This is a genomic window from Leifsonia sp. NPDC077715 (assembly GCF_040686855.1).
Classification (GTDB): Bacteria; Actinomycetota; Actinomycetes; order Actinomycetales; family Microbacteriaceae; genus Leifsonia.
The window spans coordinates 816,206-841,888 of sequence record NZ_JBFBOG010000001.1; the positions used below are offsets into that span (position 1 = coordinate 816,206).

Consider the following 25,683-nt stretch of genomic DNA (forward strand, 5'->3'; position numbering starts at 1 on the left):
CAGACAGCGGCTCCTTCATCGGTTCGCCGTCGCATCCGCAAGGCGGTATCCCACACCCGGGATCGTCTCAATGGCGTCCGGCGCACCGAGCTTCTTCCGGAGGTTCGAGAGGGTGACCCGGATGGTGCTGGTGAACGGGTCGGTGTTGATGTCCCAGGCCTTCTCGAGCATCGTCTCGGCAGTGACGATCCCGCCGTCGGCCTCCAACAGGAGCTCCAGCACGGCGAATTCCTTGCGGCCGAGCCGGACGGGCCGTCCCCAGCGCGACGCCTGACGACGGAAGGTGTCGAGGGACAGGTCGGCGTGCGTCAGCACGACGGGCCGGGCGACCGTCCGACGGCGCGCCAGCGCGCGCACCCGCGCGACCAGCTCGGGGAACTCGAAGGGCTTCACGAGGTAGTCGTCGGCTCCTGCGGCGAAACCGGAGACCTTGTGCGCGGTCGTGTCGGCCGCGGTGAGCATCAGGATGCGCCTGTCCGGATAGAGCAGCGACGCCTCGGCGCAGACCTCGTCACCGTGGATCCCGGGGAGGTCGCGATCGAGGATCACGAGATCGTACTCGGTGACCGACAGGTATTCCAGAGCCGTCGTGCCGTCGAATACGCAGTCGGCGGCCACACCTTCCGAGGCGAGCCCCTGACGTACGGCCTCGGCGAAGATCTCCTCGTCGTCTACGATGAGCACCCTCACGGCTTCCTCCTTCGACAGCCGGGCGGGGAGCGGTCGCGCCCCGCCCGGCAGACCGGCGCCGCCGATCACCGCCCGGTGGTGGTGGCCCCCACGGATCCGTCAGCGGGGACCGTCACGGGCCCCACCTCGTCCGGCACGGCCGGAGCGACGTCCCGGGGAGCGGGCGCCTGCGGCACGGGGACGATCGCGGCGTGCTCTGGCGCGCTATCCTGCGGGCCTGAGCCGGTCGCGGACGCCGACGAGGCGACCCCGAGCGATCCGGCGACGAGCGCCGCCCCGATGGCGGTCGCATACAGCCCGGTCGTGATTCGCTTGTTCACGGTGTTCTCCTTCACACGGGCTCGGCGAGCCCTCGGCTGCCAGTCAACCGAGCCGGGTGTTCACCGGGCGTAAAGGATCGAAGGTCACGCGCCAGCGCCTGACTGCAGCGACGCGATTTGCGCGCGCGCCGCGTCGACAAGCTCTGCATTTGTGTTGGCGTGTCCGCCTAGGCCCCACCCACCCTCGATCGCCTCGGTGAGCAGAACCCACGTACGGTGCGCAAGCGTTTCGTCGGCCGCGGCGTCGGCCACGAGCGCGGTGAACTGGGCGACGACCGCCACCTGCTTGTCCCGATCCAGGGCACCTGCGTTGGTGAGCACTTGCACGCGAACGTATGACGACTCGCCATCCACGTTCGAGATGTCGCCAGCTGGCAGCTCATGGACGAACGCGGCCGTGTTCTGGCGGAACAGCGGGATGTTGGGCACCTGCTCGATCCGCATGAGCGTTTCTGCCAGGCGCTGTGCAAGGGCATGCTTGTCCGAGAACGTCCCCGTCGTCGCGTAAACATCGATCATCGGCATAATTCGTCTCCTCGTCGCTGGATGGGCCAGGCTTCAGTGTTCTGTATGCCATCCGTCATAGTCAAGTCTCGGCCTATAATCTCAGCGAACAAGGAGATGCGATGGACCAGGGCCCGAAGCACCGCATGGTCGAGGGGGCGGCACGGCTGCTGGCCGAGCGCGGACTCCAAGAGACGACCTTCTCAGAGGTTCTGGCACTGACAGGAGCCCCCCGCGGCTCGATCTACTACCACTTCCCCGAGGGCAAGGGGCAGTTGGTCACCGAGGCTCTCGCGTTCTCCGGCCAGGGGGTGCTGGATCGACTGGAGGGTCTGCGTGGACTGCCCGCCGATCAGGTCGCAGCAGCGTTTTTCGGAATGTGGAGGCAGCTCCTGGTCTATGGTGACTACCGGATCGGGTGCTCCGCGGCCGCCGTCACGGTGGCGACGGAGTCATCTGAGCTACTGAGGGCCGCTGCGGACGTCTTCCGTGCATGGGCGGCCAAGCTCGGAGAATTACTCGTAACCGGAGGCCTGCCGGCGGAGTCCGGTGCGGCCACTGCGAATCTGCTGCTTTCGGCGACAGAAGGTGCAGTACTGCTTAGCCGCGCCCGGGCTGAGATCGAGCCGTTCGACCAGACCGCCGAGGCGCTCGAGTCTTACATCCGCGCCCTTCAGGTCCTCGCGGCTTAGACCGGGCTCAGTTCCACGTCGTCCGGACCGAGGATGCGCCCGTCCTCCGTCACGAAGGCGACATGCACCGGACCGCCGGTCGACGCCTCCCTGTAAACGGCGCTCGCCTTGGTCGGCGGAGGGTTATGACGTGTGCTCCATTCGGACATCGCGCCGAGGATCACGAGCATCTCCCGACCGGCTTCGGTGAGGACGTACTCCTCACGAGCCCGGGTGCCCTCTTCGCGGTAGAGCTCTTTGACGAGGAGCCCTCGTTCGACCAGCGCCGCTAGCCGCGCGCTGAGGATGTCCGGAGCGATTCCGAGTCGCGAGCGAAGCGTGCCGAATCGCCGGTTGCCGAAGAACGCCTCGCGGAGGATCAAGGTGGTCCAACGGTCGCCGATGACGTCGTTGGTGCGCTGGATCGTGCAGGTGGATTCCGCAGCGGCTGGCCGTGTCATACGCCCATCCTAGCTATGTAGGAAAAACATATCCAGGTGTAGAGTGGTTGCCCATGACCGACACCGACCCCACGGCTCGCCGAAACCGCGCCGCCTTCTGGACCGCGGCAGCGGTCCCCGCCCTCGCGCTGTGGGCGAGCGGTGCGCCGACTCCCGTCTATCCGCTGTACGGCACCCAGTGGCACCTCACCACCGAGGCGACCACCACGATCTTCGCGGTGTACCCGCTGGCCCTCATCGTGGTGCTCGCGGTCTTCGGCGACCTGTCGGACACGATCGGCCGCAAACGAAGCATGATCGCCGGAATCGGCGCCATCGCCCTCGGATCCCTCCTCTTCGCCGTCGCTCCGGATCTCACGGTCGTGCTCATCGGCCGCGTCCTCATGGGAATCGGCGTCGGCCTGTCGCTCAGCCCCGCCACGGCAGCGATGGTGGATCATGCCGGGCCAGGCGCGTCGTCCAGGGCGAGCTCTATCGCCACCGCGGCGACAGCGCTGGGGCTCACTCTTGCAACGTTGGTCGGTGGCGCCTTGGTGGAGTACGCCCCCGAGCCGTTGCATCTGTCGTACGCCGTGCTGCTGGTGGTCGCGCTCGTCGTCGGGGCGGCGGTGCTGCGACTGCCCGGCGACCGGCCAGCCGGGGCCTCGCGATGGAGGCCCCGCGGCCTCCGCGTGCCCCGTTCGCTGCTGGGTGTCGTGCTGGCCGCAGCCGCGTGCGTCGCCGCCGCCTACTCCCTGGGAGCGCTGGAGCTGTCTCTCGGTGCGGACATCGGCGAGAACCTGATCGGGACGTCCAACGCCTTCGTCGTCGGAGCGATCGTGTCGGTGACGAGCATCATCATCGGTGTCGTCGCACTCGCCGCCCGCCGCGTCCCCGCCTCGATCGCCGGCTCCGTCGGCGGACTCGTCTCTCTTCTCTCGACGGGCGTCCTGGTGGCGGCCGGCGCTGTGCACTCGCTGCCCCTGTTCCTGCTATTCGCGGTGCTTAGCGGGATCGGATACAGCCTCCTCTTCAGTGCCGGACTTGCCATCGTCGGGCGCTATGCGCCGCAGCATCACCGGGCATCAACCCTCTCGGCGGTCTACCTGGCCGGCTATCTGGTGCAGGGGGTAATGGCGCTGTGGCTGGGGGCGCAGGCCACGAGCGGCGGGCTGCAGGAGGCGGTCGACCTGGCGCTTCCCGCGGTGGGAGGATTCGGGCTGCTGGCGATGGTGCTCGTGCTGGTCCTCGCCACGCCCCGCCGGTCAAGGGGCGCTCAGCCGCCGCTGAACACGAGCAGTCCGTAGACCACGAAGGCGGAGACAGCGCCGAGCAGCACCCATCCGGTCACCCCGGCGACCCGACGCAGTGCGCGGGCCGCGTCGCCCCGTCTCATCCGTTGCTCCCTCGGCCGAGAAACGCGAGTGTGGCGTCGAAGGCCGTCCGCGCCTGCTCGGTCGAGAAGTCGAACTGATACTCGTGGCCGAGCTTCGCCTCCGACCCCGTCCAGAACACCGTGTCGACAGACACGCCGAGCCGCCGCAGGCGTTCTGTGAGCTCCTCGGCCTGTGTCCGGAACGGATCCGCGTTCCCCACGGTGATGAACGTGGGCGGGTACGCGGACGTGGCCGTCTTGGTCGTCGAGAGCTCGTCGATCCGGCCGAACCGCAGCCAGTCGCGCGTGCCGGTGTACGCCCAGAGGTAGGTGCGGAGGGCGGGAAATCCGGTCGATGCGACTGTGGACATATCGTACAAGCCGCAGAACAGCACGACGCCGGCGACGTGCAAGGCTGGGACGGCCGGGTGGATGCCGACGGCGCGCGCGAGCGCGGGCCCGGTCAGGACAGCGCCCAGCTGGCTGGCGATCTGCGCGCCTGCGGAATCGCCGCCCACGAAGATCCGAGTGGCGTCTGCATCCCACTCGGCGGCCCGATCGGCGAGAAGCCCGAGGGCCGCGTTCGCCTGAACGATGGGGACCGGGTACCGCGCACCGGGGGCGATGCTGTAGTCCAGGTTGCCCACGACGTACCCCTGCGCCGCGAGCATCACGGCGTAGTCCTTGACCGTATCCGCAGAGCTGGAGATGAAACCGCCGCCGTGAATCCATAGGACGATCGGCCGTGGCGCGCCGCTCGTACGCGGCGCGAAGACTTGGAGGTGTGCCTCCGGGACGCCGTCCGCATGAACAGGGACGGTGCCGACGTTTGTCACGGTCGCTGCGACGGCGGCGAAGTCGGCGGGCGGCGTCACCTCGGCGCGCGCCTCGAAGACGGCTTTCACGATTGCGGCGCCGGGCTCCACACTCGTGTGATAGCCAGCGACTCCCACAAGCGAGCCGACCGCGATGGCAGTCGCCGCGAGAGCAAGGCCGCGGATGATCGGATGCCGTCGCGCGGGAACGGGCATGATGGCCTCCTCTGCCGGACTAGGGGCGGAGACCGGTCCCGCAGGCTGGGGATGGCATGCGGGACCGGTCAGCGCGGGAAGTCAGTCGGCGATGAAGTCCAGGATGTCCTGGTCTATCTGCTTCTGGTTCTCACCGAAGATGCCGTGCGGCGCACCCGGGTAGACCTTCAACGTGCCGTTCTTGAGAAGAGTGACGGCTGTCCGCGATGCGGCGTCGATCGGGACGATCTGGTCGTCATCCCCGTGCAGGAGGAGAACCGGCACCTCGATCGCTTTGAGATCGGCGGTCTGGTCGGTGTTCGAGAACGCCTCGATGCAGTCATAGGCCGCCGCGACATTCATCTCCATGCCTTCGCGCCAGAACTCGTCGTAGAGACCCTGAGAGGCTTTCGAACCCTCGCGGTTCCCGCCGAAGAAGGGCACGGCGAGGTCCTTGAAGAACTGCGAGCGGTCGCCGAGCACCCCGGCACGCAACGCGTCGAACACCTCGATGGGGGCACCTCCGGGGTTGGCCTCGGTCTTGAGCATCAGCGGCGGGATGGCGCCGACGGTGACAGCCTTCGCGACGCGGCCCGCGCCGTGCTGGGCGACGTATCGGATCACCTCGCCGCCACCAGTGGAGTGACCGACGACGATGACGTCGTGAAGATCGAGCGCTTCGATGAGATCACTGAGGTCCTTCGCGTAGTGATCGAGGTCGTTGCCCTGGTAGGTCTTGCTTGACCGGCCGTGTCCGCGGCGGTCATGAGCAATCGCGCGGTAGCCGGCATCGGCGAACAGTTTGAGCTCGAGGGCCCAGGCGTCCGAATTGAGTGGCCAACCGTGACTGAAGATGATCGGCTGCCCCGAGCCCTGCTCGGTGTAGTAGATCTCGGTCCCGTCGCTGGTGGTGATGTACGGCATGTGCTTTCTCCTTCTCTGATAGCTGCGGACCGACGTCCGCTCTGTGGCCCGGGCGGGTTCAGGGTGTCGAGTGGCCGTTGTGCGGCGATGCGCGGAGGAGTTCCGCGGCTGCGGGGACGCCCAAGGCGTCCAGGAGGTCGGCGAGTTTGGCGTCCAACTGTCGGCCGATCGCGATGGTTTCGGGCCGCTCGAGGGAGTTGAACCCGTCGGACGGCCGTTCGACGGCGATCGTGGCCTCCCTGTCGCCGTGGTCGTACGCCGCCAACCGCATCGGCGCGTACAGCAGCGCGCGGGCGTCAGCGGCGACGACGAGTCCGGCGATCCCCGCATTGCCGAACAGCCAGGACACGGCCCGCGGCGTGGAGAAGACGCGGAACGAGCTCGGGGTGGCGGCGTCGATGTACTCGGCGGCGCGATCACCCTCTTCCGCTGCGGTGTCCAGGTTGCCGATCCGACGCGGTGGCACCGCGATCTCGAATCGCTCCACGAACCGGTCGAACGACGTCCCCGTCCGCGCCGTAATGCGCTCCACGGTGTGCAGGACCGATTCCACGATCGCTGGCGAATCCATGAGGGCGTCCCCTTAGTCGCCGAGGAAGGCGAGCGTCTCAGCGGCGGCTTCGTCGGCGTACTGGAAGATCGAGCCGTGGGAGGCGTCGGGGAAGATCCGGATCCTGGCGTCCGGGATCAGGCCCGCAAGGGTGTGGCTGGCTTTGGTCGGGATCATGATGTCGTTGTCTCCCTGCAGCACCAGCGTCGGCTGGTGGATGTCCGCGAGCCGTGCGACGGCGTTCCAGTCCCGCACTCCCCAGTTGAGGACGGCCTGGTACTGCGCATCCTTCGCGGCCAGACTCACGTCCGCGTCGCGGCCGTCCTGCCATCCGTAGATCCGGCCGAGCGCTGCGCCGCCAATGGTCTGACTTGACTCCGTCGGGGCGTAGAAGACGTACATGATGCCTTCCGGACCGGTCTGGTCCTGCACGACCGCTTGGACGACGTCGTCGCTCCACCGCTCCATCGCGGGAGCGCCCTTGGGTCCGGTGCCGGCCAGGATGAGCTTCCGGACCAGTTCGGGCTGCGTGATCGCGATGTCCTGCGCGACGAAGCCTCCGAGCGAGAACCCGAAGAGATCCACCTGCTCCAGTCCCAGGGCGAGGATGAACGCGATGGCGTCGTCGCCCATCTCCTCGACCGTGGTCGGCGTGGTGCCGCTGCTGCCGCCGACACCGGCGTTGTCGAAGAGGATGACGTCCTTCCGCCCCGCGATCGCGTCGACCAGGCGGGGGTCCCAGTTGTCTATGTTGCCGCGGAAGTGCTGGAGGAACACGACCGGTACGCCGGCGCCCGTGCCGAAGCGCTTGTAGGCGTAGGTGACGCCGTTGGCAGCGTCGACGTGCTCCACGGGGGTCGCGATGGAGGAGGGGGTGCTCATGGTGATCGTCCGTTCTTTCTTGGGGGTCGTGGGTGGGCGGTCGGCGCTATTCGGGCCAGTCGGAGTCGAGGATGACCTGTACGAAGTCGGTCCGCGTGAACTCGGGGTCGAAGTGGACGAGGACGTCCGCGTTGACGGTGCCGAAGGTGGTCTCCGGCCGGTTTTTGAAGCCCTCGTTGAAGGCGGAGAGGATGCGCTGCTTGAAGCGGGGGCGTGGATGCGCGGCGACCACCTCCTCGCGAAGGCGGCGCGGGATGTTGTCGAGGTTCAGCCCGAGGACGTCCGACTCCACGCCGGCCGTGGTCGCAGCAACGACCGGGTGCATTCGATACGCGACCTCCGGGGTGGTGTGGAGGGCAATCGCTGTCCACACGATGTCCGCGTCGGCGGGGGCGACGTCGTGCGTGGCCAGGAAGTCGCGCGCTTCGTCTGCTCCGTCGATTTCGAAGCGCTGGCTGTCGGTGCGGTACGGCTGGACTAGGCCGGTGTCGTGAAACATGGCCGCGGCATAGAGCAGTTCGGGGTCCGGCTCGATATCGAGCGCGAGCGCCTGGAGGCTCCCGAACAGGAACACGCGACGCGAGTGGTGGTAGATCAGGTCATCGGTGGTGTCCCGTACGAGCGCCGTGGCGCTGCGGACGATCTCGGTGTCTGGGATCGCTATCCCCGCGATCTTCTCTGTCGGCATGTTCTGAAGCATCCCGCTCGCGAGGGGGGTCGCACACCGCAGGTCCGGACCTCTTTCCCACTGATCGGGACATACCGGATCACGCGAGCGGGTCGCGTCGTTGCTGGGCGGAGCGGAATCGTCGCTGGTAGTGGAGCGGTGAGATCTTCAGGTGGTGGGCGAAAGCCCGACGGAGGGATTCGGACGACCCGAATCCGGAGAGCTCCGCCGCGAGGGTGACGGACAGCCCGGCGTCGAGGTGTGACTTCGCCAACTCGAGCCTGATCTTCTCCACATACCGCGAAGGGGAGATCCCCAGTTCGTCGCGGAAGAGCCTCGTCAGGTGTCGGGGACTGACGCGGGCGATGGAGGCGAGCACGTCGAGCGAGTACGTCGCCGTGGGATCCGCTCCGATCCGCTCGACGACCGCGCGAAGGGCGGACGTCGTTGGCGCGGGACCGTCGAGTGTTGCTGAGAACTGGGACTGACCGCCGGGGCGCTGCATGTGGACGACGAGTGAACGGGCGACGCTGCGGGTGAGGTTGCTTCCGTGGTCCTCCTCGAGCAGCGCTAGAGCGAGGTCTATTCCCGCCGTCACCCCGGCCGAGGTGTAGGTGGTGCCGTCTTTCACGAAGATCCGGTCCGGCTCCACTGTCGTCTTCGGGTAGCGTCGCGCCAGCTCTGCGGCGTGTCTCCAATGCGTCGTGGAGCGCCTGCCGTCCAGGATACCGGCGGCCCCGAGGATGAAGGCGCCGGAGCAGACCGATCCGATGCGTGCGGACCTGTCCCGCAGGTGTCGGGTCGCAGTCGCGAGTTCCTGCGGCACCGGGCGCCCAGGGTACGGTTCGCCGCCGGCGACGAGGACGGTGTCCCATCTTCGGTCTTCGAAAGCTGAACCGTCGGCCGGGATGCGGACCCCGATCGAGGTCCGGACATCCTCGCCGTCGGTGGTGAGCATCGAGATCTCGTACTTCCCACCGGACAGGTTCGATTCTGCGAAGACCTCCGAAGGTCCTGCGATGTCGAGCATCTTCGCACCCTCGAAGACGAGAAACCCGACACGATGTGCGCCTCCCATCGGGAACTCCTCTCCGCGGCGGCGATGATTCCTTCATGTATGACGACAGACATAATAGAGTGAAGTGGTGGCCAAAGAACAGTCGAACGCGACGAGAGCGGATGAGGCTTCGTATCCCGACGATGACGAGCTCGAGAATCCCGTGTGGGCATCGCTGAATGGGCCGCACAGCCGCTTCGCCGCCGTGCTGGGCGCGGCAGCCGCATACGACGCTGAGGTAGCGCCGTTCGCAGCTCTCGCCCATCCTGGGGACCCCTCCGCATGGGACGACCTCGAAGCACTCAGCGCCGGACGACCGGTCGCGCTGGTGGGAGTGTCGACTTCGGCTGTACCGGAAGGCTGGAGGATCGAGACCGATTTCGATGTGTTGCAGATGACCCACGATGGCGTCACGTGGGGCGAGTTGCATGACGACGGCGTTCGAGCGCTCGGCGCGGACGATGTCCGGGACATGCTCCGCCTCGTGGAGCGAGCCCGCCCCGGGCCCTTCCTACCGCGCACCATCGAGCTCGGCCGATACGTCGGGGTCCGCCTGCCCGCGGACGAAGGCGGTCTGGTAGCCATGGCGGGCGAGCGCTTCGACACCGGCCACTGGAGAGAGGTCAGCGCGGTGAGCGTTGATCCGCTCCACCGCGGAGACGGACTCGGCACGAGGGTGACTCGTGCCGTGCTCGATGGCATGCGATCGAGCGGACACCGCCCATTCCTCCACGTGACGGTGGCCAACCCGGCCGTAACGCTGTACCGGCGCCTGGGTTTCCGGGTGCGACGACGCATGAGCATCGTCGTCGTGCATGCGGGCGATCCCCATGCATCGATCGAGCAATAGAAAAGGAGAAATGCGATGACAAACATCCAGGGCTCAGTCATTCTCGTCACGGGCGCGAATGGAGGACTCGGTGCCGAATTCGTCCGCCAGGGGATCGCGCTCGGTGCGACCAAGATCTATGCGACCGCGCGGACTCCGCGGGACTGGGACGACCCGAGAATCGTCCCGCTGCCCCTCGACGTCACCTCCCAGGACAGCGTCGAAGCGGCCGCCCAGTCGGCGGCGGACACGTCGATCGTCATCAACAACGCGGGGGTCAGCGGAACCAACCGGCTCCTCGACGCATCCGTCGAGGAGGTCGAGCGTCTGTTCCGCACCAACGTCTTCGGAGCTCTCCGGGTCGCCAAGGCCTTCGCTCCGACGCTGGCTTCACAGGGCGGCGGCGCACTCGTGGATGTGCACTCGGTGCTGAGCTGGTTCGCCATCGCCGGCGGCTACTCCGCGTCGAAGGCGGCACTGTGGTCGATCACGAACTCGCTCCGCCTCGAGCTCGCCCCTCAGGGCACTCTCGTCGTCGGCGCCCATCTCGGATACACCGACACTCCCATGACCGCCCGGCTCAGTGTCGACAAGTCGGACCCCGCCGACATCGTCGCCCGAATCTATGAAGCGGTTGCAGCCGATGAGTATGAGGCCCTCACGGACCAGGTGAGCAGGGACGTCCGTTCCGCACTGAGCGGGCCGCTGTCTGCCCTCTATCCGTCCTTGCGCTGAACCGGAGTCGTCAGGGGAGCTTCGACGCCAAGATGTCGACCGGAGTGATCGTCGGGAACGCGGTGAAGAGCTGTTCCGCTTGTCGCTCGATCGCTTGGCGTACCTTGCCCTGAAGGTGTGCCGCTCGATCGTTTTCGGTCTCGAACGCATCGAAGATCCGAAAGGCCGCTGGCCCGGTCTGGAACGAGAACCAGGCAAGCGTGCCGGGCTCGTCGTCTACCAGCTTCTTGGCCGCGACGAGAAACTCGGCGACGGACTCCTCCTGCCCTGGCAGAGCCTCGAACTCAACGAGAAAACCAAACTTGGGCATGTCATGACTCCTTTGCTGTGGGCCGCTGGGCCGCTCTCTTGAGTCGGTTCTTTCGCCGACTGACTTTGGTAGGTGGTCTCGACTTCGCGCTCAACACTCCGAACGATCGGACACCTATCGCTGTGATCACGGCCGACGCCAGGAGGACGAGCCCCACGGATGTTGCGCCCCAGGCCGCCGGCTGCGCGACCGCGAGGATCCGGACGGCGACGGTCACGGTGGCGCAGAGCGGGAAGGTGAAAGCCCAGAATGCGAGAGAGAACGGCGATCGGAGGTATACCGGGAGCAGCATCAGCTGACTGACGAGCACGATCGCCAGAACTCCGAGGATCATGTACAGAACGGGTCCCGGCTCGCCTCCAGCGAGTGCGAACCACGCGGATGCGGCGGTCGCGGGCGGGCTCAACAGGATGGCGATCGTCGGGCGCCCCGCATCGGGTAGCCGCGGGCCGAACACCAAACGGCCGATGACGCCCGTTCCGACTACCACCCAGAAGAAGAATCCCACCCCCATCGCAGCCCACGCCACCGTGTCGAAGCCGGCCACGGCCAGACCGAGGCTCGCCACGAAGGCTCCCGCGACCAGCGGCAGCAAATAGCCGGGATGGAAACTATTGAACGCGAACCGGCCGACGACCCATGTGCGGAGCAGCCAGCCTTCGACGAGGAGGAGAAGCGCGGACAAGGCCACGATCACATACCCAAGTTCCGCCAGGCCGGTCCGGACCACGAAGTGGGTGGCAACGATCATCCCAATGACAGGGATGTACGCAGTCAGTGGTCCCCAGGTCGGGTGCCGGAAGTCGGCGAGCCCGGTTCGATCTCTAATCACGTGGGCGACGTAGACAGACGTCATTCCGACCCATCCGATGGCGGCGAGGACTTCGATGACATCGCCCACTAAGGCAGCGCCGGGAAGCGCCGGTGCCAGCACCGTCCACGAGGTTCCCAGGGCCGCCACCCCCAGCGGCACCGAGAACAGATCGATAGTCAGACGCGATCGGACGAGGTCCACCTCGGCAGCGCCCGGCTCGTCTGTCTGCGGGCCAGTCACGGCGTGGGCTGCTCGAGGGCCCCGATGATGGGCACCCACTCGTGGAGGTCCGAACCGATCACCACGCCTTCCACGACATACGGGTCGGTAGCCAGCAGGTCGTCCACCTGTTCCGGGGAGTCGGCCCGGACGATGAGCAGCGCGCCCGACCGGTCGGCCCAAGCGCCGGCCTCGACGAGAGCGCCGCTCGCGGCGAGCTCCTTCAAGAAGGCGCCGTGCGCCGGCTTGTGGGCGGCGAGGTGAGCCGCGTCGTCTGTGTACGTCCAGATAACAGCGAACAGAGCCACGGTTCCTCCTCCTAGCGCCCGGCCACAGCGGGCTCGAGCACGGCCTGGATGAAACGGCTCGCCGCGTCCAGGATCTCGGCACTCCGGGGGATCGCTCCCGACATCCAGCCTGATGCATGGATGAGCCCATCGATCCGCACGTGGGTCGTCGGAACACCGGATTCTTTGAGCTGGACGGCGAAGAGCTCGGCTGCATCCCGGGTCGGGTCGTATTCGAGTGTGATGACGAGCGTGGGCGGGAGGCCGGTCAGATCGGCGTGCGAGGGCGAAGCGTAGGGGTGCTTGATGTCCTCCGGGCTGTTGAGGTAGTGCCCCCACAGGTACGGCCCCGCCGCGGAATGAAGGAGGTACCCCTCGGACATTTCCACGAAGCTCTCTGTGTTCTCGGCACCGTCGATGACGGGGTACTCGAGCACCTGAAAGGCGAGATCGATCCCCTCATCGCGCGCCCTCACCGCAGTCGCGGCGGCGAGCGTCGCGCCGGCGCTGTCCCCCATCACCCCGACGCGTGCCACATCTCCACCGATCTCCTCGGCGTGGGCGATTGCCCACTTCAGTGCCGAGAAGGCGTCGTCTGGCCCGGCCGGGAACTTGTGTTCGGGAGCGAGCCGGTACTCCGGCAGGACGACGATGGCGCCCGTCGCATTCGCGAGCGCGCGCCCGGGCTCCTCGACGACGTCCAGGGAACCGCCCACCCATCCACCGCCGTGGTAGTTGACGATAATGGGCAGCGGCTCGTCACCCGCTCCCGCGGGCACCACGACGCGGACGGCGAGTCCGTTGTTGTCGTAGTCGATGACGGAAGTGACATCCTGCTTCGGAGCCTGGAGGCCCGCAAAGGCCTCGACGAGGCCCCGGAACCCTTCCACGTCGTACGTCTCGAACGAACGCACTCCCTGCTCAGCCAGGATGTCGAGCACTGCGCGTGCTGTGGGGTCGAGTGGCATCTTTACCTCCATCGAACGGGTCCGCACGAACGACTCGGCGGTACATCGAGTACCAGTAAAGGCGGGATTCCGCGCCGTGCATTGTCCGGATTATGGACAGCGTGGCGGTGCTCGGGTCACCGTAGGGTCGCCTCACGCGCCCACAGAGTTGAGGGCGGATCTCGAAAACGGAGGAACCAACGATGGCTTCTACCATCACGAAGACGACGCCGAGCGTCGCAGCGGTCGAGGGCACCGGTCCGAGCCGTGTCCTCGTCCTTCCCGGCTGGGCGCTCGACGCGAACGTCTGGCTGGCCACCCGCGCCAAACTGAACGTCGAGCAGTTCACCTTCGCCTATGTCGACTTCCCGGGCTACGGCGTCGCTCGCGAGGAGCCGTTGGCCGAGGGGATCGACGGAATGGCAGCCGTCGCCATCGCGGCGGCGGACTCCCTCGGCTGGGACACGTTCGGCATCCTGGGCCACTCGATGGGCGGCGAGACGGCCCTGCGGGTCGCCACCCTCGTCCCCGACCGCGTGACGAACATCGTCGCAGTGACGCCCGTCTCTCCCGCAGGCACTCCCCTGGACTCTGACACCTACGCGAGCTTCAATGCGGCGTGGGCGGACCCGGGCGCGGCGATCAAGGGCGCGCTCTCCCCGCAGATGTCAGACAGCGACCTCACCAACCTCGTCGCCCGCAACCGAGCGTCGATGAGCCAGGCGACCTGGGAGAAGTACCTTCACAACTGGACGTCCAGTCCTTCCTTCATCGACGAGGTCGGCAACTACAGCGGACGCGTGACAGTGCTATGGGGCGAGACGGACCCGTTCGTCACCCCCGCCTATCTCGATGAAACCCTTTCGGCCTTGCGGAATGCGACTCTGATCGAGATCCCTTCGGCCGGTCACTACCCGATGATCGAGAACCCCGCCGCCCTGGCAGAGATCATCGAGAACGAGTTCTAGGCCACGTCCTGAACTCGCGGACCGCGCCCGGACCGCTCCTGTTCCCCCAGCTGGAGCCGTCCGGGCGTTGGTCTGTGCGGCAAACGATTCGTCGGGCGGTGTTGCGCGGCAAACGACTTCGGCCCGGACCTTACAGGTCCGGGCCGAAGTGCTTTTTGCATCGCTTAGGCGCTGAATGCGTTATCGATCTTCAGCTGCAGACCGGAAACGAATCGCGACTCCTCGGAGGCGAGGAACAGCACCGCGTTGGCCACGTCCGCGGGCTCCACCCAGGGCGTATTCGGTCTCACGTTCAAGGCGCTGAAGCCCTCGCGCAGCTGCTCCTCCGTCGGGTTGTCGAGATGCGGAAGGAACGTGCCGACGGACGCCTCGCTCAGCGCCATCTTCGTGTTGGCGATTGCCGGGGCCACCGCGTTCACCCGGATGCTGTCGGGGGCGAGTTCGACCGCCAGATTGTGCATCAGTCCCGTGACGGCGGCCTTAGTGGTCGCGTATGCCGACACGTTCGGCAGCGCACGGTCGGCGGCCGCGGAACTGGTGATGACAATCGAACCGCCGGCGCCGCCCGCCCGGATGTGGGGCACAGCGGCCTGGATGGTGTTGAAGACGCCCGAGATGTTGATGGACAGGGTCGTGTCCCAATCCTGCTCGCTGACATCCTCGAGGGCGCCGCCCGTGAACACGCCCGCGTTGGCGCAGACGATGTCGAGGCGCCCGAGCTTTTTGACAGCGCCGGCGAGGATCTCCTTCAGCGCAAGCCTGTCGCGGACGTCCGCCCGGCCCGCGACCGCACTCCGGCCGAGCTTCTCGACCTGTTCGACGGTTTCGTCCAGATCGTCCGTCGACCCGAGGTCGTAGCTAACCGCCGAGACTGACCGTCCGATGTCCAGGGCGATGATGTCCGCGCCCTCCTCCGCCAGACGCAGCGCGAACGCCCGCCCGAGTCCTCGTGCAGCGCCGGTAATGACGGCGACTTTGCCATCGACTCTTCCCATGGTCCTTCTCCTCAATTTCGTTGTTGGTCTGGTTTGGATGGAACCCAGTTTCAGGCCGCCGAAGGGCTCCATGTCGGGTCGTAGGACTGGGCGTTCGCGAGAGCGCCGCCGTCGATCGAAAGGGTGATCCCGGTCACGTACGACGAGAGGTCGGAGCACAGCCAGATGACGGAGTTCGCGATCTCCTCGGGGGTTCCCATGCGATGGATGGGCTGCGGTGCGAGAAGGAGCTCCTGCACCTCGGACGGCGCCGAGGCCATCATGGGCGTCCAGACGGACCCGGGCGCGATCGCGTTAATCCTGATGCCCTGGTTCGCCACCTCACCTGCCGCGGTCTTCGTCAACCCGACAACGGCATGCTTTGCCGCAACGTACGGACTGGCCAGAGGGGTGCCCGTCAGCCCGGACTCGGAGGCGGTATTCACGATCGTTCCGCCGCCATGCTCGCGCATGTAGAGGATCTCGTGCTTGAGCGACAGCCAGACGCCCTTGACGTCCACTTCGAACACCCGATCCCAGGCCGCCTCTTCGATGTCGGTAACGCCGCCGATTGCGACGATGCCCGCGTTGTTGTGCGCAAAGTCCAGCCGGCCGAACGTCGCAACCGTCTGGTCGACGACGTTCTTGATGCTCTCGTTGTGGCTGACATCAGCCGGCACGAAGATCGCCCGACCGCCAGCGCTCTCAATGATCGCGACGGTTTCCTCCGCCTGCTCCCTGCTCGACTCCAGGTCGGAGACCACGACGCTTCCGCCTTCGGCCGCGAACGCGATCGCCGACGCTCGACCGATCCCGCCAGCGGCTCCCGTGACAAGACCTGCCTTGCCCTCGAACAAACCCATGACTCTTCCTTTCTCGTTCAGAGGGCGCCGGCGAGCAGGCGCTCGTTCGGGTGCTCGGCTCCGCCCTCCAGCGTGCCGAGTTCGAAGCCTCGGTAGCCGGCGGCGGCGATGGTCTCTTCGCTGAACGCGCGGTAGGTGATGCCGCCGCCTGCGTAGATGAGGAACTGATTCGGCTTGCCCTCGATGTTCTGGCCGTTGTACCAGGACTTCACCTGCGTGAAGATCGTCTGGTTGGCGAGCCAGGTGACGTGGTCGGTCCACGCGCGCTCGAAGCTCGGGGTCGCGTTGATGTAGTCGTAGCCGTTCGCCTCGAGGAAGTCGATGCAGGCGCCGATCCAGTCCACGTGCTGCTCGATCCCCGGAGGAAGGTTGTAGAACGCCGAGGGGCTTCCGGGTCCGGTGATCATGAAGAGGTTGGGGAACCCGGAGATCGTGAGCCCCAGGAAGTTCTTCGGTCCGTTCGCCCAGTGCTCCCGGAGCGGCAGGCCGCCGACGCCGGTGATGTTCATCCCCAGGAGGGCCCCGGTCATGGCGTCGAAGCCGGTCGCGAAGACCAGGATGTCGAGTTCCACGACCGTCCCGTCGGCGAGCTTCACGCCCTTCTCGACCAGGCGATCGATGGCATTCTCCTGCAGATCGACGAGGTCGACGTTGTCCCGGTTGAACGCCTCGAAGTAGTTGGTGTCCACGCACAGACGCTTGGCGCCGAAAGGGTACTTCGGGCGAAGCTTCTCGGCCGTCTCCGGGTCCTTGATCCGCTCGCGGATCTTCTTCCAGACCCACTCGCTGACGATCTTGTTCGAGTCGTTGTTCAGGACGATGTCGGGGTAGGCGGCGAGCATCATGTAGCCGCCGCGCTTCCACGCGAAGTCGAGCTGCGCCTCGACCTCCTCGGGGGTTGCCTGGACCGCACCGTGGTCGGGAACCTCGAAGTCGATCCCGAAGAAGGACTCCCGGACCCGCTGGCGGATCTCGGGGTAGTTCTTCTTGATCTCGGTAACCTCGTCGTCGTCGATCGGACGGTTCCACGCCGGAACGGCGTACTGGGCGGTGCGCTGGAAGACGGTCAGTTGCTGGGACTGCTCCGCGAGGATGGGGATCATCTGGATCCCGCTCGAACCCGTACCGATGATCCCAACCCGCTTCCCGGAGAAGTCGACGCCGTCCGACGGCCACTCACCCGAGTGGTAGATCTGCCCTTGGAAGACGTCGGTGCCGGGGAAGGGCGGCCGGTTCGTGTTTGAGAGGCCACCGCCGCCGTTGACGAAGTACTTGGCGGTGATGACCTCGCCGGCGCTGGTCGTGACGTTCCAGCGTGCGTGGGCATCGTCCCAGGCTGCTCGCACGACGGCAGTGTCGAAGGTGAAGGCTTCGCGGAGGGAGAATCTGTCGGCGACGTGATTCAGGTAGGCGAGGATCTCCGGCTGGTACGCATACCGGTGACTCCACGTCCAATCCTGCTGAAGCTCGTCATCGAAGGAGTACGAGTAGAACTTGCTCTCGATGTCGACTCGGGCGCCGGGGTAGGAGTTCCAGAACCAGGTTCCGCCCACGCCACTGCCCCGCTCGAAGCCGCGGACTGTCAGCCCCGACTTGCGCAGGCGGTAGACGGAGTAGAGCCCGGAGATTCCTGCTCCCACGACGACCGCATCAACAACGCTGTTGGCTTGTGTATCTGTCATGGGATGCACGCTAGGTCTGCCGGCCGGGCGGCCCGCTGTCCGAGATTCGGACAGGAGACGCATTCCACCGAGAGGCCCAAGTAGGTAGCATTATAAGACCAACTCCCGAACAATGAAGTGAGGAACGAGATGGTCACCCTTCCGCCCGTCGCTATCTCCACCGAGGCGCAGCTCGCCGATTCCCTGCTCGCAGCCGCCTTCTTCGCCTCGTCCGGCCCCCACACCGCTGCCCTCTGCGCCCTCAACGACCACGTCTTGATGGCGAACCCTCGAGCGGCGAAGTGCCTGCTCGCCGCAGACCACGCCGCGCTCTGGCAGAAGATCAGTCACGAGGTCGCGAGCGAGACGCCGTTCGTTACGCAGCTCGATGTCCGAGGCAAGAACGTCGTGCTGCTGTGCACACCCGTGTTTCGCGAGTCCGGCCTGGCCGGAGTCCTGCTCGACTTCAATCCGGCCGTAGAGGACACCGCATCGCCGAGCAGCGACCTGCGCGCGGTCATTCCCGGCGAAAGCGTCCCGGCGACGCTCGCCCAGCATCAGCTGGCACGAGAACTGGGCTCCACGGCCGGGACCCTGATCTCCGGCGCACCGGGGACTGGCAAGAGCCACGTCGCCAAGCACCTTCTCGCGGCCGGCTTCCCCGGCGTGGAGTTCGCGATCTTCGACGCGGCCCGACACTCGATCGCGGCCCTCGAAGACACCCTGCAGGTCGGAAGTGCCGTGATCCTGCTGCACGCGGACGCGCTGTCCGACGACGAGGCAGACCGCGTTGCGCACCTGCTCGAGGGACTGCTGTTCGACGCGCCGATCGTGGTCACGTGCTCGGACCGCGGCTACGACAGCGCCATCGCGCGGATGGTGCTCGGCCGCATCCATCTGCCCTCCCTCGAAGAGCGGATTGAGGACCTCCCCACCGTGGCAGACCGGCTGCTCCAGTCCATTCCGGGCCGGGAGTATCGGCTCGCCCCCTCGACCCGGAAGCTGCTGTTGTCCTACTCCTGGCCTGGCAACCTCCGCGAGCTCGCCACCACGCTCCGCGCCGCGGCTGTCGCATCGCCGTCAAGGATCATCGCCGCGCAATCTGTCCAGCTTCCGCGCCGCGCTGCATCGGCCGGGTCGATCGGGTCTCTCCGGCACGACGAACGGCAGACGATTCTGCTTGCGCTGCAGCGGGCAAAGGGCAACAAGCTGGTCGCAGCCGATCTCCTGGGAATCGCTCGATCGACCCTCTACAAAAAGCTCGATGCCCTCGGAGAAGACCTACCAGCGGAGTACCGCGGAAGCAGCCGCGCTGCCTGATCCGACGCCCTCGTTCCGATCCCCGAGCACGTATAAGAAAGGCACCCCCTTGGCAATCGCCACCGTCAACCCTGCCACCGGCGCGACCGAACGGACGTTCCAGCCGCACGACCCGGACGAGATCGAGCGACGCATCGCCCGTGCCAACGAAGCGGTGCGGCTCCTTGCATCAACGACCTTCGCCCAACGCGGCGAGTGGATGCGCGCGGCCGCTGACATTCTGGAGTCCGAAGTTGAGTCGTTGGCGGTGCTGATGACCACTGAGATGGGCAAGCCGATCGCTCAGGCTCGCGCCGAGGCCATGAAGTGCGCGAAGGGCATGCGCTTTTATGCGGAGAACGCGGAGGACTTCCTCGCGACCGAACACCTGGCGGATCCGGCCGTCGTCGGAGCGTCCTCCGCGGCCGCGCGCTACGAGCCGTTGGGGGTCATCCTCGCCGTCATGCCGTGGAACTACCCGCTCTGGCAGGTCATCCGATTTGCGGCTCCCGCGCTGATGGCAGGGAATGTAGGGCTCCTCAAGCACGCGTCGAATGTCCCGCAGTGCGCGCTCTACCTCGACAACATCTTCGAGCGCGGCGGTTTCCCCGCCGGCTCGTTCTCCGTCCTGCTCGTCGGCGCTGCCGCTGTCGAGCCGGTGATTGTCGACCGGAGGATTAAGGCGGTCACTCTCACCGGCTCCGAGCCGGCTGGCCGGCAAGTCGCGGCGGTCGCGGGAGCGCACATCAAGAAGGCCGTGCTCGAACTCGGTGGGTCCGATCCGTTCATCGTGATGCCGAGCGCGGACATCCAGAGAGCGGCCGAGGTGGCCGTCAACGCCCGGGTCCAGAACAACGGCCAGTCGTGCATCGCCGCGAAGCGCTTCATCGTCCACGACGCTGTCTACGACGAGTTCGCGAGCCTGTTGCGCGAGCGGTTCGCCGCGCTCCGCGTGGGCGACCCGCTCGACCCTGGCGTCGACGTCGGACCGATCGCAACGGAGGGCGGCCGCCAGGACCTGGTGGACCTCGTCGAGGACGCTCGAGAACGCGGGGCGACGATCCTGACAGGAGGGTACGCACCCGAGGACCCGGGATGGTTCTACGCGCCGACCTTGGTGGCGGATCTTCCGGACGATGCACGACTTGTCATGGAGGAGGCGTTCGGTCCGGTAGCTTCCCTGTACCGTGTAGACAGCCCGGCTGAAGCACTCAGAATCGCGAATCAGACAACGTTCGGTCTCAGCTCGTCCCTCTGGTCTGCCGATGAGGAGGAAATCGACGCCTTTCTGGCGTCCCTGGATGCAGGCGCCGTCTTCGTCAACGGGATGACCGTGTCCTATGCCCAGCTACCCTTCGGCGGGATCAAGGACTCCGGATACGGGCGCGAGCTCGCCGCGGCCGGCATTCGTGAATTCTGCAATCTGAAGACGATCTGGCGGGCGTGAGATGCGGTCACGCCGCGTCCGATGCGCGATAGTCGCGTATCAGGGAGACGGACTCCGCAGTGACCTCTCCATCACAAGCGCGGCACACCACCTTCGGGTAGAGCCGCTGACCGCACGAATGCTGATACCGCGCGACGCGAGTGTCGCCCGGCTCGCGGGCGAATTCATCGCCCCAAGCCCTAAGAAGCTGAAGCATTGCGAACAAGGCGTCACCGGACTCAGTCGGGACGTACTCGAAGCGCTTGACGTGGTCCGAGTAACGAACCCTCTGAACGAGCCCCGCCTCCTCAAGTTCGCGCAGACGGCGCGAGACGACGTCGCGCGCGGCCCCCGTATTCGCGACGATGTCGTCGAACTTGGTCACGCCCAGCAAAATCTCGCGCAGAACCACCAACATCGATCGCCCGCCCAAGATGTCCATTGCGGACTGGATGGAGCAGACCCTGGGGTCCGGAGTACGTGTCTCACGCATTCTGTTAAGAGTACAGACGCAGTGAGCTGACCAGTATGCCTGCCTTCAGACTGCGCGACCGCAATCCGGGGGATCTCGGTGTCGTCTTCCGCCTCTGGAAAAGCGTCGTTCTGACCGCATTCGACACCAGCGCGTACAGCGGCGGCTAAATCACGGCACGGGCAGACGAACAGGTCGAGGCCATTAGAGACGCCGCGGCGCTCGTGCTGAAAACGGCTCATCCCAGCGCGGAGTTCATCGAACATCACCATTAGAAGCTCCGCGAGAGAGGAGCCCCGCTCATCGGGCCGGGCCTTTCTCACGTCGGGCAAGCGGCTGCCGCGGAGGGATCGCGTCGAAGCGAACGAACGAACGAACGATGAGACCCGAATGGGAGAGACGAAACGAAAGAAGCGGAGGAACAAACAACGACGAATGGAGAGGGAAACCAGACAGGTAACGAAGAGAGAAGGGAAGGAGGGAGCCAAGAGAAAGAAAGAGAACGGGAAAGAGCGAATGCACGTAGGCACTTAAGTGGAACGGCCCGCGCCGGCCTGGTTCACAAAGGGTCCAGTGTCAACCTGGTTGCAGCGAATTGCCCGATGCTTGGAGTTCAATCTTGCGACTCCAGGAACACACCTACGCGTGGGCGAAAGCGTCTGCTTGCGGGCTGCAGTTTGACGCCCAACGGCCGTAACCGACTCTCGGTGCGCGACCCCTGCGCCAGATCCTTTGCGGCCGATGTCTCTGTTCGAGGACGCCGCTCGCGGCCCGGCCCTGTTGGGTTTGAGGGCCTTTCCGTCGCCCGATCGTAGCTCGCTCCCGGTGCTCCATGCCGGGCTTTCGCGGCGTATCCTCCTCCGCTCCGCTCCCCCGGTACTCCACGGTCCCGGCACTCCACACCGTCCACTCGCTCTCGATCATCCGCCGGAAAGGCACTCAAAACGATCGACCTTGGGAGTGAGTGAGATGCGGGTATTCATCATCGACACCAGAGACATGGCCTCAGAACTGCACTGCGGACTCATAGGGGTTGAAGGGCCCTCGAACCCGACTGCCGCTGAGAAGCAGGAATGCGTGGAGACCGTCAGCCACTACGTGGCGGATGGGTGGGCGATCGCCGCCGACCCGCACACCTCCATCGGACGGCTGGCCGCACTCACCGCCGAAACAGCGTGCGTGCCCTTCGTGAATCTGGCCCGGGTCGCCGCACATCGGCGGTCCCAAAGGGAATCGGGTTAGCCCTCGGTATCACCCGGCTGGGGCCTCAGCTTGGGCCGGAGCGACTGATTTCGGTTTTGCGCGTCAAAACCGGCTTGGAAACACAACGTGTAGGTATGAGGGCATTCGACTCGGACGCAGCCCCGCAGGGAAACTCGCCTGCCAGGTCGCTGGCGTGCCGGATGCGGCCGGTCGTCGCCGTTCGGGGAGGGAGCGGTTTCGGTGAAAAGCAGCAGCGCGCGCCAAATGCGCGCGAAACCCATCGCCGAACCGGAAGTTATAAGTAGAGGGCAATTTCCGACACGACGAGACTGCCTGGCTTCGGAAGTCCAGAAACAACGCGTGAGGGAGGTAAGTGCATTTTGCGAGGTGGAGTCGCCAGATGGAAGCGAGGACAGCGGTCCAACGGAGTCAAGCAAGCGGTCAACTACGCCTTCAGCGGGGTCTGTGACGCCACCCTCACCGCCAAAACCGCCGACGGGGTCATCGCGGCCGCCGGCTACGCCGACGCGGTGATGACCCGGTACATCGTCGAAAACGGGAGCATCCGCGACGACCTCCTCACCCGAGAGCAGCTCAGAGAATGGGTAGACGCGATCGACCCGCTCACCGGTGGGCGCCGGGGCCGCGACCTCGAGTCCCCGGTCGCGGATTTGATTCTGGATGCGACGATCAACGCACCGAAGTCGTTCTCCATCGCCGCCATGCTCGACCCCGAGTTGGCCGCCGCCTACGAGGACCTCCAAGACCGGCTCCGCGATCGGATTGTGAAGCTGTGGCAGTCGGAGCTCAACGCTCGCCGCGGCAGAGGCGGCGCCATCCGCGAGAACCTGGCCCGGATTGAAGTCGTCGAGCTCCGGCACGAGCGCTCCCGGTCTCTGGACCCGCACAAGCATCGCCACCTGTGGCTCAACGTCAAAGTCCAAGGCGTCGACGGCAAGTGGTCCAACATCGACACTCGTGTCGCATTGCGGTTCCAGAACATGATCAACGCCGAAGGCGACCTCGCCTCCCGCACCGACCCCGCATGGATCGGCGCCCTCGCCGCGAAAGGGTTCACCCTCAACGAGGACGGAGAGATCGCCCAGCTGCAGCACCTGGTGCGACCGTTGTCGAAGCGGTCCGCACAGATCGAGGCCAACAAGATTGCCCGCACCGCTTGGTGGAGGCGGCAGCACCCCGGGCAGGAACCGTCCCACGATGTGCTCAGCCAGATCGACCAATGGGCGTGGGCCGTCGGCCGGCCCAACAAGCCAGGCGAGCTGGACGAAGACGACTGGGCCGCATTCGTCCGTGAAGAACTACATTCCGCCGACCCGACCATTGGAATGCAGCATTCTCCTGCGACACTGCATCCTCTTGCCGTCGAGGAACTCGACATCGAAATGCTGGCAGCCAAGGCCGTTGTCGACGCGGACGCCCGCTCAACCGGCAGCGGTGGTCGCTTCAGCGCGATGGACGTGCGAGCCGGCGCGCTCCGGGCCATCGCCGCCACCGGCGTTGTCGCCGAGCGGAACGTCCTCGCGAATCTCGCTGAGGAAGTCGTGGAGCGCTCGCACACGGTGACACTGATCTCCGAGCCGGACGTCCCGAAGCACGTCAAGCACCTGATGGCAGTCTCCACCGCCACATTGAAAGCCACCCTCGCTCAGAAGGTCGACGCGTTCTCCGAGCCGGGGCAGACCCTGGACACGGATGAGGTCGCCGCGATCGGACGGGCGATTGAGCCCGATCGGACGCTCGATGAAGCCCAGCTGGCTGGCGCGGCCGCGATCGGCGGCACATCCCGCAACGTCGTTATCTCCGGCCCCGCCGGCACCGGAAAGACCACGATGCTCAAAGTGGCCGGCGCAGCGCTTCGGCGGCGCGGCCACAAGATGATCATCGTCGCGCCAACCAAGAAGGCTTCCGCTGTCGCCGGACGCGAAACACTGAGCGCATCATCGTCCCTCCACCAGCTTCTCCACGAGTTCGGATGGCGTTGGGCGACTACCGCATCCGGCGCAACCGAGTGGCGGCGACTCTCGATTGGCGAGGTTGACCCGACCACGGGCGGCAGCTATCGCGGCCCCCGCACCCGCATCGACCCTGGCGATCGCATTGTCGTGGACGAGGCCGGCATGCTGGACCTCGAGGCCGCCTTCGCGCTGCTCGATGTCATACGTGACACTTGCGCGGGCGTCGCGCTCGTCGGAGACCAGCAACAAGCCCTGCCAGTCGGGCACTCGGGCGCCATGGCTTTATTTTGGCGCCGCTCGCCAGACCGGGTGGAGCTCGCGACCACCCATCGCTTTAGCGACCCGGCCTGGGCGGACATCGCGCTTCGGCTCCGCGACCCTCGTGGCAAGGATGCGATGCACGGGGTCGCCGAAGACCTCGTTCGAACCGATAGTGTCGTGCTGACCAATAGCGATCTCGCTGCTCGCGAGGCGATGGTCGAAGGGTGGTTCGACGCCACACGCGATCGCGAGACGATAGCGCTAGTCGCGGCAACGCATGCCGAAGCCCAGGAGATCAGCGAAGCGATCCAACGCCGACGGATCGAGTCCGGGGACGTGTGCCCCGGACGTGCGCTTTCCGGACAATCGGGTAAGGCAATTTTCGTCGGTGACTTTGTCCAGACCCGCCGCAACGACACCTCTGCCGACGTGCAGAACCGCCAGAACTGGATCGTCAAGACCATCGGCGACGACCACGCGATCTTGGCAGCGAGCACCGACACGACCGATCTACGGAAGGTCAGCCTCGACTACGCTGCATCGCATATCCATCTCGCCTACGCCACGACGGTCTACGGCGTCCAAGGCGAGACGACCGATCGTGCTCTCGTTGGTCCAGGCGTCGACGCTGCCGGCCTCTACGTCGGCCTCACTCGCGGGAAGAAGCACAACGCCGCCGTACTAATCGCTCCTACTGAGGACTCCGCGAGCTCGCAGCTGGTCGAGATGATGCAACGCCGGCCGCTGGAAGAGACGATAGAGAAGTCGAGAGCGGCAGCGCAGACCGAACTCATACGGGCGGCCCAATCGTCCGCCGCCCCGATCATAGCAGCGCGCGATCGTGAACTCGCGTCGGTCGGCCTCAAATGATCGAGCCGCTAATCCTGCCGGGCGTGAGCCATTGCGAACAGCTCGCGGCCAAGCAAGTTGACGCCATCCAGCGTCCCACCTTGAGGGTCGAACCCGAATATGGCAATTCCGAACTCGTCGGCCCTCACCCGCGCGGCGGGGATCACGCCACGACGAGCGAAGATCAGCGCTCTACGACCGTCAACGGCGGCGACGGCCGCCGCATGCTCAACCAGGCCGATCTCGACGTTCCCCGTCTTGTTTTCGACCCACGCCAGGTAGCCGGCACTGTAGAGGTCACAAGCCTGAACCGAAGATCCACCGGCCACGACTGTGTCCGCTGCGCCGAGGTAGATCATCCAGTCGCGGCACAGTTCGATTGCTTCATCGTCCGAAACTCCCCAGGGTTTCGGCTTCGGAGCCCGTCCTTCCACAAGACCAGTCTGCCCGAGACTGCTGTCCTCGCTAGGTGGGAGCTGCGTCCGGACGACGGGATGTCA

Annotated in this window: 28 protein-coding genes; 9 read left to right on the plus strand and 19 right to left on the minus strand. The window is 66.0% G+C overall.

Going from position 1 to position 25,683, the window contains the following annotated elements:
* Positions 1-15: 15 nt before the first annotated feature.
* The 3 genes from AB0P25_RS04070 to AB0P25_RS04080 form a co-directional block, all read right to left on the minus strand.
* Positions 16-690 carry a response regulator transcription factor gene (locus tag AB0P25_RS04070; protein WP_363805542.1) on the minus strand — a complete coding sequence of 225 codons (675 nt, stop codon included), beginning with the start codon at positions 688-690 and terminating at the stop codon, positions 16-18.
* Positions 691-755: 65 nt separating this feature from the next.
* Complete coding sequence (locus AB0P25_RS04075) at positions 756-1,010, minus strand: hypothetical protein (protein ID WP_363805543.1); 255 nt, start codon at positions 1,008-1,010, stop codon at positions 756-758.
* Positions 1,011-1,094: 84 nt separating this feature from the next.
* Positions 1,095-1,535 carry a hypothetical protein gene (locus AB0P25_RS04080; protein ID WP_363805544.1) on the minus strand — a complete coding sequence of 147 codons (441 nt, stop codon included), beginning with the start codon at positions 1,533-1,535 and terminating at the stop codon, positions 1,095-1,097.
* A 101-nt stretch (positions 1,536-1,636) separates the two neighbouring features.
* Here AB0P25_RS04080 and AB0P25_RS04085 point away from each other — a divergent pair, with 101 nt between their 5' ends.
* Positions 1,637-2,206, plus strand: a complete 570-nt coding sequence (locus tag AB0P25_RS04085) for a TetR/AcrR family transcriptional regulator (protein ID WP_363805545.1) — start codon at positions 1,637-1,639, stop codon at positions 2,204-2,206.
* On the opposite strand, the gene AB0P25_RS04090 is transcribed toward AB0P25_RS04085, so the two are convergent.
* Complete coding sequence (locus AB0P25_RS04090) at positions 2,203-2,646, minus strand: helix-turn-helix domain-containing protein (protein ID WP_363805546.1); 444 nt, start codon at positions 2,644-2,646, stop codon at positions 2,203-2,205. The two genes, AB0P25_RS04085 and AB0P25_RS04090, sit on opposite strands and share 4 nt — an antisense overlap.
* A gap of 53 nt (positions 2,647-2,699) precedes the next feature.
* On the opposite strand from AB0P25_RS04090, the gene AB0P25_RS04095 reads away from it, so the two are divergent.
* Positions 2,700-3,932 carry an MFS transporter gene (locus AB0P25_RS04095; protein WP_363805547.1) on the plus strand — a complete coding sequence of 411 codons (1,233 nt, stop codon included), beginning with the start codon at positions 2,700-2,702 and terminating at the stop codon, positions 3,930-3,932.
* A gap of 85 nt (positions 3,933-4,017) precedes the next feature.
* On the opposite strand, the gene AB0P25_RS04100 is transcribed toward AB0P25_RS04095, so the two are convergent.
* The 6 genes from AB0P25_RS04100 to AB0P25_RS04125 all read right to left on the minus strand — a co-directional run bounded on the left by AB0P25_RS04100 (position 4,018) and on the right by AB0P25_RS04125 (position 9,111).
* The gene (locus tag AB0P25_RS04100; RefSeq protein ID WP_363805548.1) at positions 4,018-5,031 is read right to left on the minus strand and encodes an alpha/beta hydrolase; all 1,014 of its coding nucleotides are present in this window, start codon (positions 5,029-5,031) and stop codon (positions 4,018-4,020) included.
* An 81-nt stretch (positions 5,032-5,112) separates the two neighbouring features.
* A complete protein-coding gene (locus AB0P25_RS04105; protein ID WP_363805550.1) occupies positions 5,113-5,934 on the minus strand; it encodes an alpha/beta hydrolase in 822 nt (273 codons plus the stop codon).
* Positions 5,935-5,992: 58 nt separating this feature from the next.
* Entirely contained in the window at positions 5,993-6,505 is a 513-nt protein-coding gene (locus AB0P25_RS04110; protein WP_363805551.1) for a hypothetical protein, read from the minus strand.
* A 12-nt stretch (positions 6,506-6,517) separates the two neighbouring features.
* Complete coding sequence (locus AB0P25_RS04115) at positions 6,518-7,366, minus strand: alpha/beta hydrolase (RefSeq protein WP_363805553.1); 849 nt, start codon at positions 7,364-7,366, stop codon at positions 6,518-6,520.
* 46 nt (positions 7,367-7,412) lie between these two features.
* A complete protein-coding gene (locus AB0P25_RS04120) occupies positions 7,413-8,054 on the minus strand; it encodes an HD domain-containing protein (protein ID WP_363805554.1) in 642 nt (213 codons plus the stop codon).
* 79 nt (positions 8,055-8,133) lie between these two features.
* Entirely contained in the window at positions 8,134-9,111 is a 978-nt protein-coding gene (locus tag AB0P25_RS04125) for a DJ-1/PfpI family protein (RefSeq protein ID WP_363805555.1), read from the minus strand.
* A gap of 67 nt (positions 9,112-9,178) precedes the next feature.
* Here AB0P25_RS04125 and AB0P25_RS04130 point away from each other — a divergent pair, with 67 nt between their 5' ends.
* Positions 9,179-9,940 carry a GNAT family N-acetyltransferase gene (locus AB0P25_RS04130; RefSeq protein ID WP_363805556.1) on the plus strand — a complete coding sequence of 254 codons (762 nt, stop codon included), beginning with the start codon at positions 9,179-9,181 and terminating at the stop codon, positions 9,938-9,940.
* A gap of 15 nt (positions 9,941-9,955) precedes the next feature.
* Positions 9,956-10,654, plus strand: coding sequence for an SDR family oxidoreductase (locus AB0P25_RS04135; RefSeq protein ID WP_363805557.1), 699 nt, complete (start codon positions 9,956-9,958; stop codon positions 10,652-10,654).
* Positions 10,655-10,664: 10 nt separating this feature from the next.
* Here AB0P25_RS04135 and AB0P25_RS04140 read toward each other — a convergent pair whose 3' ends face one another.
* From AB0P25_RS04140 to AB0P25_RS04155, 4 genes are read right to left on the minus strand one after another with little or no spacing between them, the layout of a single operon-like run.
* Positions 10,665-10,964, minus strand: coding sequence for an antibiotic biosynthesis monooxygenase (locus AB0P25_RS04140; protein ID WP_363805558.1), 300 nt, complete (start codon positions 10,962-10,964; stop codon positions 10,665-10,667).
* 1 nt (position 10,965) lies between these two features.
* Entirely contained in the window at positions 10,966-12,018 is a 1,053-nt protein-coding gene (locus tag AB0P25_RS04145) for a hypothetical protein (RefSeq protein WP_363805559.1), read from the minus strand.
* Positions 12,015-12,305, minus strand: coding sequence for a YciI family protein (locus tag AB0P25_RS04150; RefSeq protein ID WP_363805560.1), 291 nt, complete (start codon positions 12,303-12,305; stop codon positions 12,015-12,017). Before AB0P25_RS04150 ends, AB0P25_RS04145 begins: the two co-directional genes overlap by 4 nt.
* A gap of 11 nt (positions 12,306-12,316) precedes the next feature.
* Entirely contained in the window at positions 12,317-13,225 is a 909-nt protein-coding gene (locus AB0P25_RS04155) for an alpha/beta hydrolase (protein ID WP_363805561.1), read from the minus strand.
* 209 nt (positions 13,226-13,434) lie between these two features.
* Between AB0P25_RS04155 and AB0P25_RS04160 the strand changes: the two genes are divergently transcribed.
* On the plus strand, positions 13,435-14,199 hold the full coding sequence (locus tag AB0P25_RS04160) for an alpha/beta hydrolase (protein WP_363805562.1): 765 nt from the start codon (positions 13,435-13,437) through the stop codon (positions 14,197-14,199).
* A 164-nt stretch (positions 14,200-14,363) separates the two neighbouring features.
* Here AB0P25_RS04160 and AB0P25_RS04165 read toward each other — a convergent pair whose 3' ends face one another.
* From AB0P25_RS04165 to AB0P25_RS04175, 3 genes are read right to left on the minus strand one after another with little or no spacing between them, the layout of a single operon-like run.
* On the minus strand, positions 14,364-15,266 hold the full coding sequence (locus AB0P25_RS04165; RefSeq protein WP_363805563.1) for a mycofactocin-coupled SDR family oxidoreductase: 903 nt from the start codon (positions 15,264-15,266) through the stop codon (positions 14,364-14,366).
* Positions 15,245-16,036 carry a glucose 1-dehydrogenase gene (locus AB0P25_RS04170; RefSeq protein ID WP_363805564.1) on the minus strand — a complete coding sequence of 264 codons (792 nt, stop codon included), beginning with the start codon at positions 16,034-16,036 and terminating at the stop codon, positions 15,245-15,247. The genes AB0P25_RS04165 and AB0P25_RS04170 overlap by 22 nt, the downstream gene beginning before the upstream one ends.
* Before the next feature lie 17 nt (positions 16,037-16,053).
* A complete protein-coding gene (locus AB0P25_RS04175; protein WP_363805565.1) occupies positions 16,054-17,718 on the minus strand; it encodes an NAD(P)/FAD-dependent oxidoreductase in 1,665 nt (554 codons plus the stop codon).
* A 129-nt stretch (positions 17,719-17,847) separates the two neighbouring features.
* On the opposite strand from AB0P25_RS04175, the gene AB0P25_RS04180 reads away from it, so the two are divergent.
* Positions 17,848-19,017: a helix-turn-helix domain-containing protein gene (locus AB0P25_RS04180; protein ID WP_363805566.1), complete on the plus strand. Its 1,170-nt coding sequence runs from the start codon at positions 17,848-17,850 to the stop codon at positions 19,015-19,017.
* Entirely contained in the window at positions 18,962-20,443 is a 1,482-nt protein-coding gene (locus AB0P25_RS04185) for an NADP-dependent succinic semialdehyde dehydrogenase (RefSeq protein WP_363805567.1), read from the plus strand. The genes AB0P25_RS04180 and AB0P25_RS04185 overlap by 56 nt, the downstream gene beginning before the upstream one ends.
* A 7-nt stretch (positions 20,444-20,450) precedes the next feature.
* Here the strand turns inward: AB0P25_RS04185 and AB0P25_RS04190 are convergent, their stop codons facing one another.
* Entirely contained in the window at positions 20,451-20,864 is a 414-nt protein-coding gene (locus AB0P25_RS04190) for a helix-turn-helix domain-containing protein (protein ID WP_363805568.1), read from the minus strand.
* A gap of 1,107 nt (positions 20,865-21,971) precedes the next feature.
* On the opposite strand from AB0P25_RS04190, the gene AB0P25_RS04195 reads away from it, so the two are divergent.
* Both AB0P25_RS04195 and AB0P25_RS04200 read left to right on the plus strand, forming a co-directional pair.
* Complete coding sequence (locus AB0P25_RS04195) at positions 21,972-22,136, plus strand: hypothetical protein (RefSeq protein ID WP_363805569.1); 165 nt, start codon at positions 21,972-21,974, stop codon at positions 22,134-22,136.
* 494 nt (positions 22,137-22,630) lie between these two features.
* Positions 22,631-25,204: an AAA family ATPase gene (locus AB0P25_RS04200; protein WP_363805570.1), complete on the plus strand. Its 2,574-nt coding sequence runs from the start codon at positions 22,631-22,633 to the stop codon at positions 25,202-25,204.
* An 8-nt stretch (positions 25,205-25,212) separates the two neighbouring features.
* On the opposite strand, the gene AB0P25_RS04205 is transcribed toward AB0P25_RS04200, so the two are convergent.
* A complete protein-coding gene (locus AB0P25_RS04205; RefSeq protein ID WP_363805571.1) occupies positions 25,213-25,617 on the minus strand; it encodes a hypothetical protein in 405 nt (134 codons plus the stop codon).
* Positions 25,618-25,683 lie beyond the last annotated feature (66 nt).

Bases quoted from the DNA above. Each gene is read 5' to 3' on its own strand.
- AB0P25_RS04085 (WP_363805545.1), top strand. From the start codon at position 1,637: ATGGACCAGGGCCCGAAGCACCGCATGGTCGAGGGGGCGGCACGGCTG.
- AB0P25_RS04105 (WP_363805550.1), bottom strand. From the start codon at position 5,934: ATGCCGTACATCACCACCAGCGACGGGACCGAGATCTACTACACCGAG.
- AB0P25_RS04115 (WP_363805553.1), bottom strand. From the start codon at position 7,366: ATGAGCACCCCCTCCTCCATCGCGACCCCCGTGGAGCACGTCGACGCT.
- AB0P25_RS04110 (WP_363805551.1), bottom strand. From the start codon at position 6,505: ATGGATTCGCCAGCGATCGTGGAATCGGTCCTGCACACCGTGGAGCGC.
- AB0P25_RS04180 (WP_363805566.1), top strand. From the start codon at position 17,848: ATGGTCACCCTTCCGCCCGTCGCTATCTCCACCGAGGCGCAGCTCGCC.
- AB0P25_RS04175 (WP_363805565.1), bottom strand. From the start codon at position 17,718: ATGACAGATACACAAGCCAACAGCGTTGTTGATGCGGTCGTCGTGGGA.
- AB0P25_RS04140 (WP_363805558.1), bottom strand. From the start codon at position 10,964: ATGCCCAAGTTTGGTTTTCTCGTTGAGTTCGAGGCTCTGCCAGGGCAG.
- AB0P25_RS04165 (WP_363805563.1), bottom strand. From the start codon at position 15,266: ATGGAGCCCTTCGGCGGCCTGAAACTGGGTTCCATCCAAACCAGACCA.
- AB0P25_RS04125 (WP_363805555.1), bottom strand. From the start codon at position 9,111: ATGGGAGGCGCACATCGTGTCGGGTTTCTCGTCTTCGAGGGTGCGAAG.
- AB0P25_RS04095 (WP_363805547.1), top strand. From the start codon at position 2,700: ATGACCGACACCGACCCCACGGCTCGCCGAAACCGCGCCGCCTTCTGG.
- AB0P25_RS04170 (WP_363805564.1), bottom strand. From the start codon at position 16,036: ATGGGTTTGTTCGAGGGCAAGGCAGGTCTTGTCACGGGAGCCGCTGGC.
- AB0P25_RS04160 (WP_363805562.1), top strand. From the start codon at position 13,435: ATGGCTTCTACCATCACGAAGACGACGCCGAGCGTCGCAGCGGTCGAG.
- AB0P25_RS04080 (WP_363805544.1), bottom strand. From the start codon at position 1,535: ATGCCGATGATCGATGTTTACGCGACGACGGGGACGTTCTCGGACAAG.
- AB0P25_RS04090 (WP_363805546.1), bottom strand. From the start codon at position 2,646: ATGACACGGCCAGCCGCTGCGGAATCCACCTGCACGATCCAGCGCACC.
- AB0P25_RS04100 (WP_363805548.1), bottom strand. From the start codon at position 5,031: ATGCCCGTTCCCGCGCGACGGCATCCGATCATCCGCGGCCTTGCTCTC.
- AB0P25_RS04200 (WP_363805570.1), top strand. From the start codon at position 22,631: ATGACCCGGTACATCGTCGAAAACGGGAGCATCCGCGACGACCTCCTC.
- AB0P25_RS04185 (WP_363805567.1), top strand. From the start codon at position 18,962: ATGCCCTCGGAGAAGACCTACCAGCGGAGTACCGCGGAAGCAGCCGCG.
- AB0P25_RS04190 (WP_363805568.1), bottom strand. From the start codon at position 20,864: ATGGACATCTTGGGCGGGCGATCGATGTTGGTGGTTCTGCGCGAGATT.
- AB0P25_RS04135 (WP_363805557.1), top strand. From the start codon at position 9,956: ATGACAAACATCCAGGGCTCAGTCATTCTCGTCACGGGCGCGAATGGA.
- AB0P25_RS04120 (WP_363805554.1), bottom strand. From the start codon at position 8,054: ATGCCGACAGAGAAGATCGCGGGGATAGCGATCCCAGACACCGAGATC.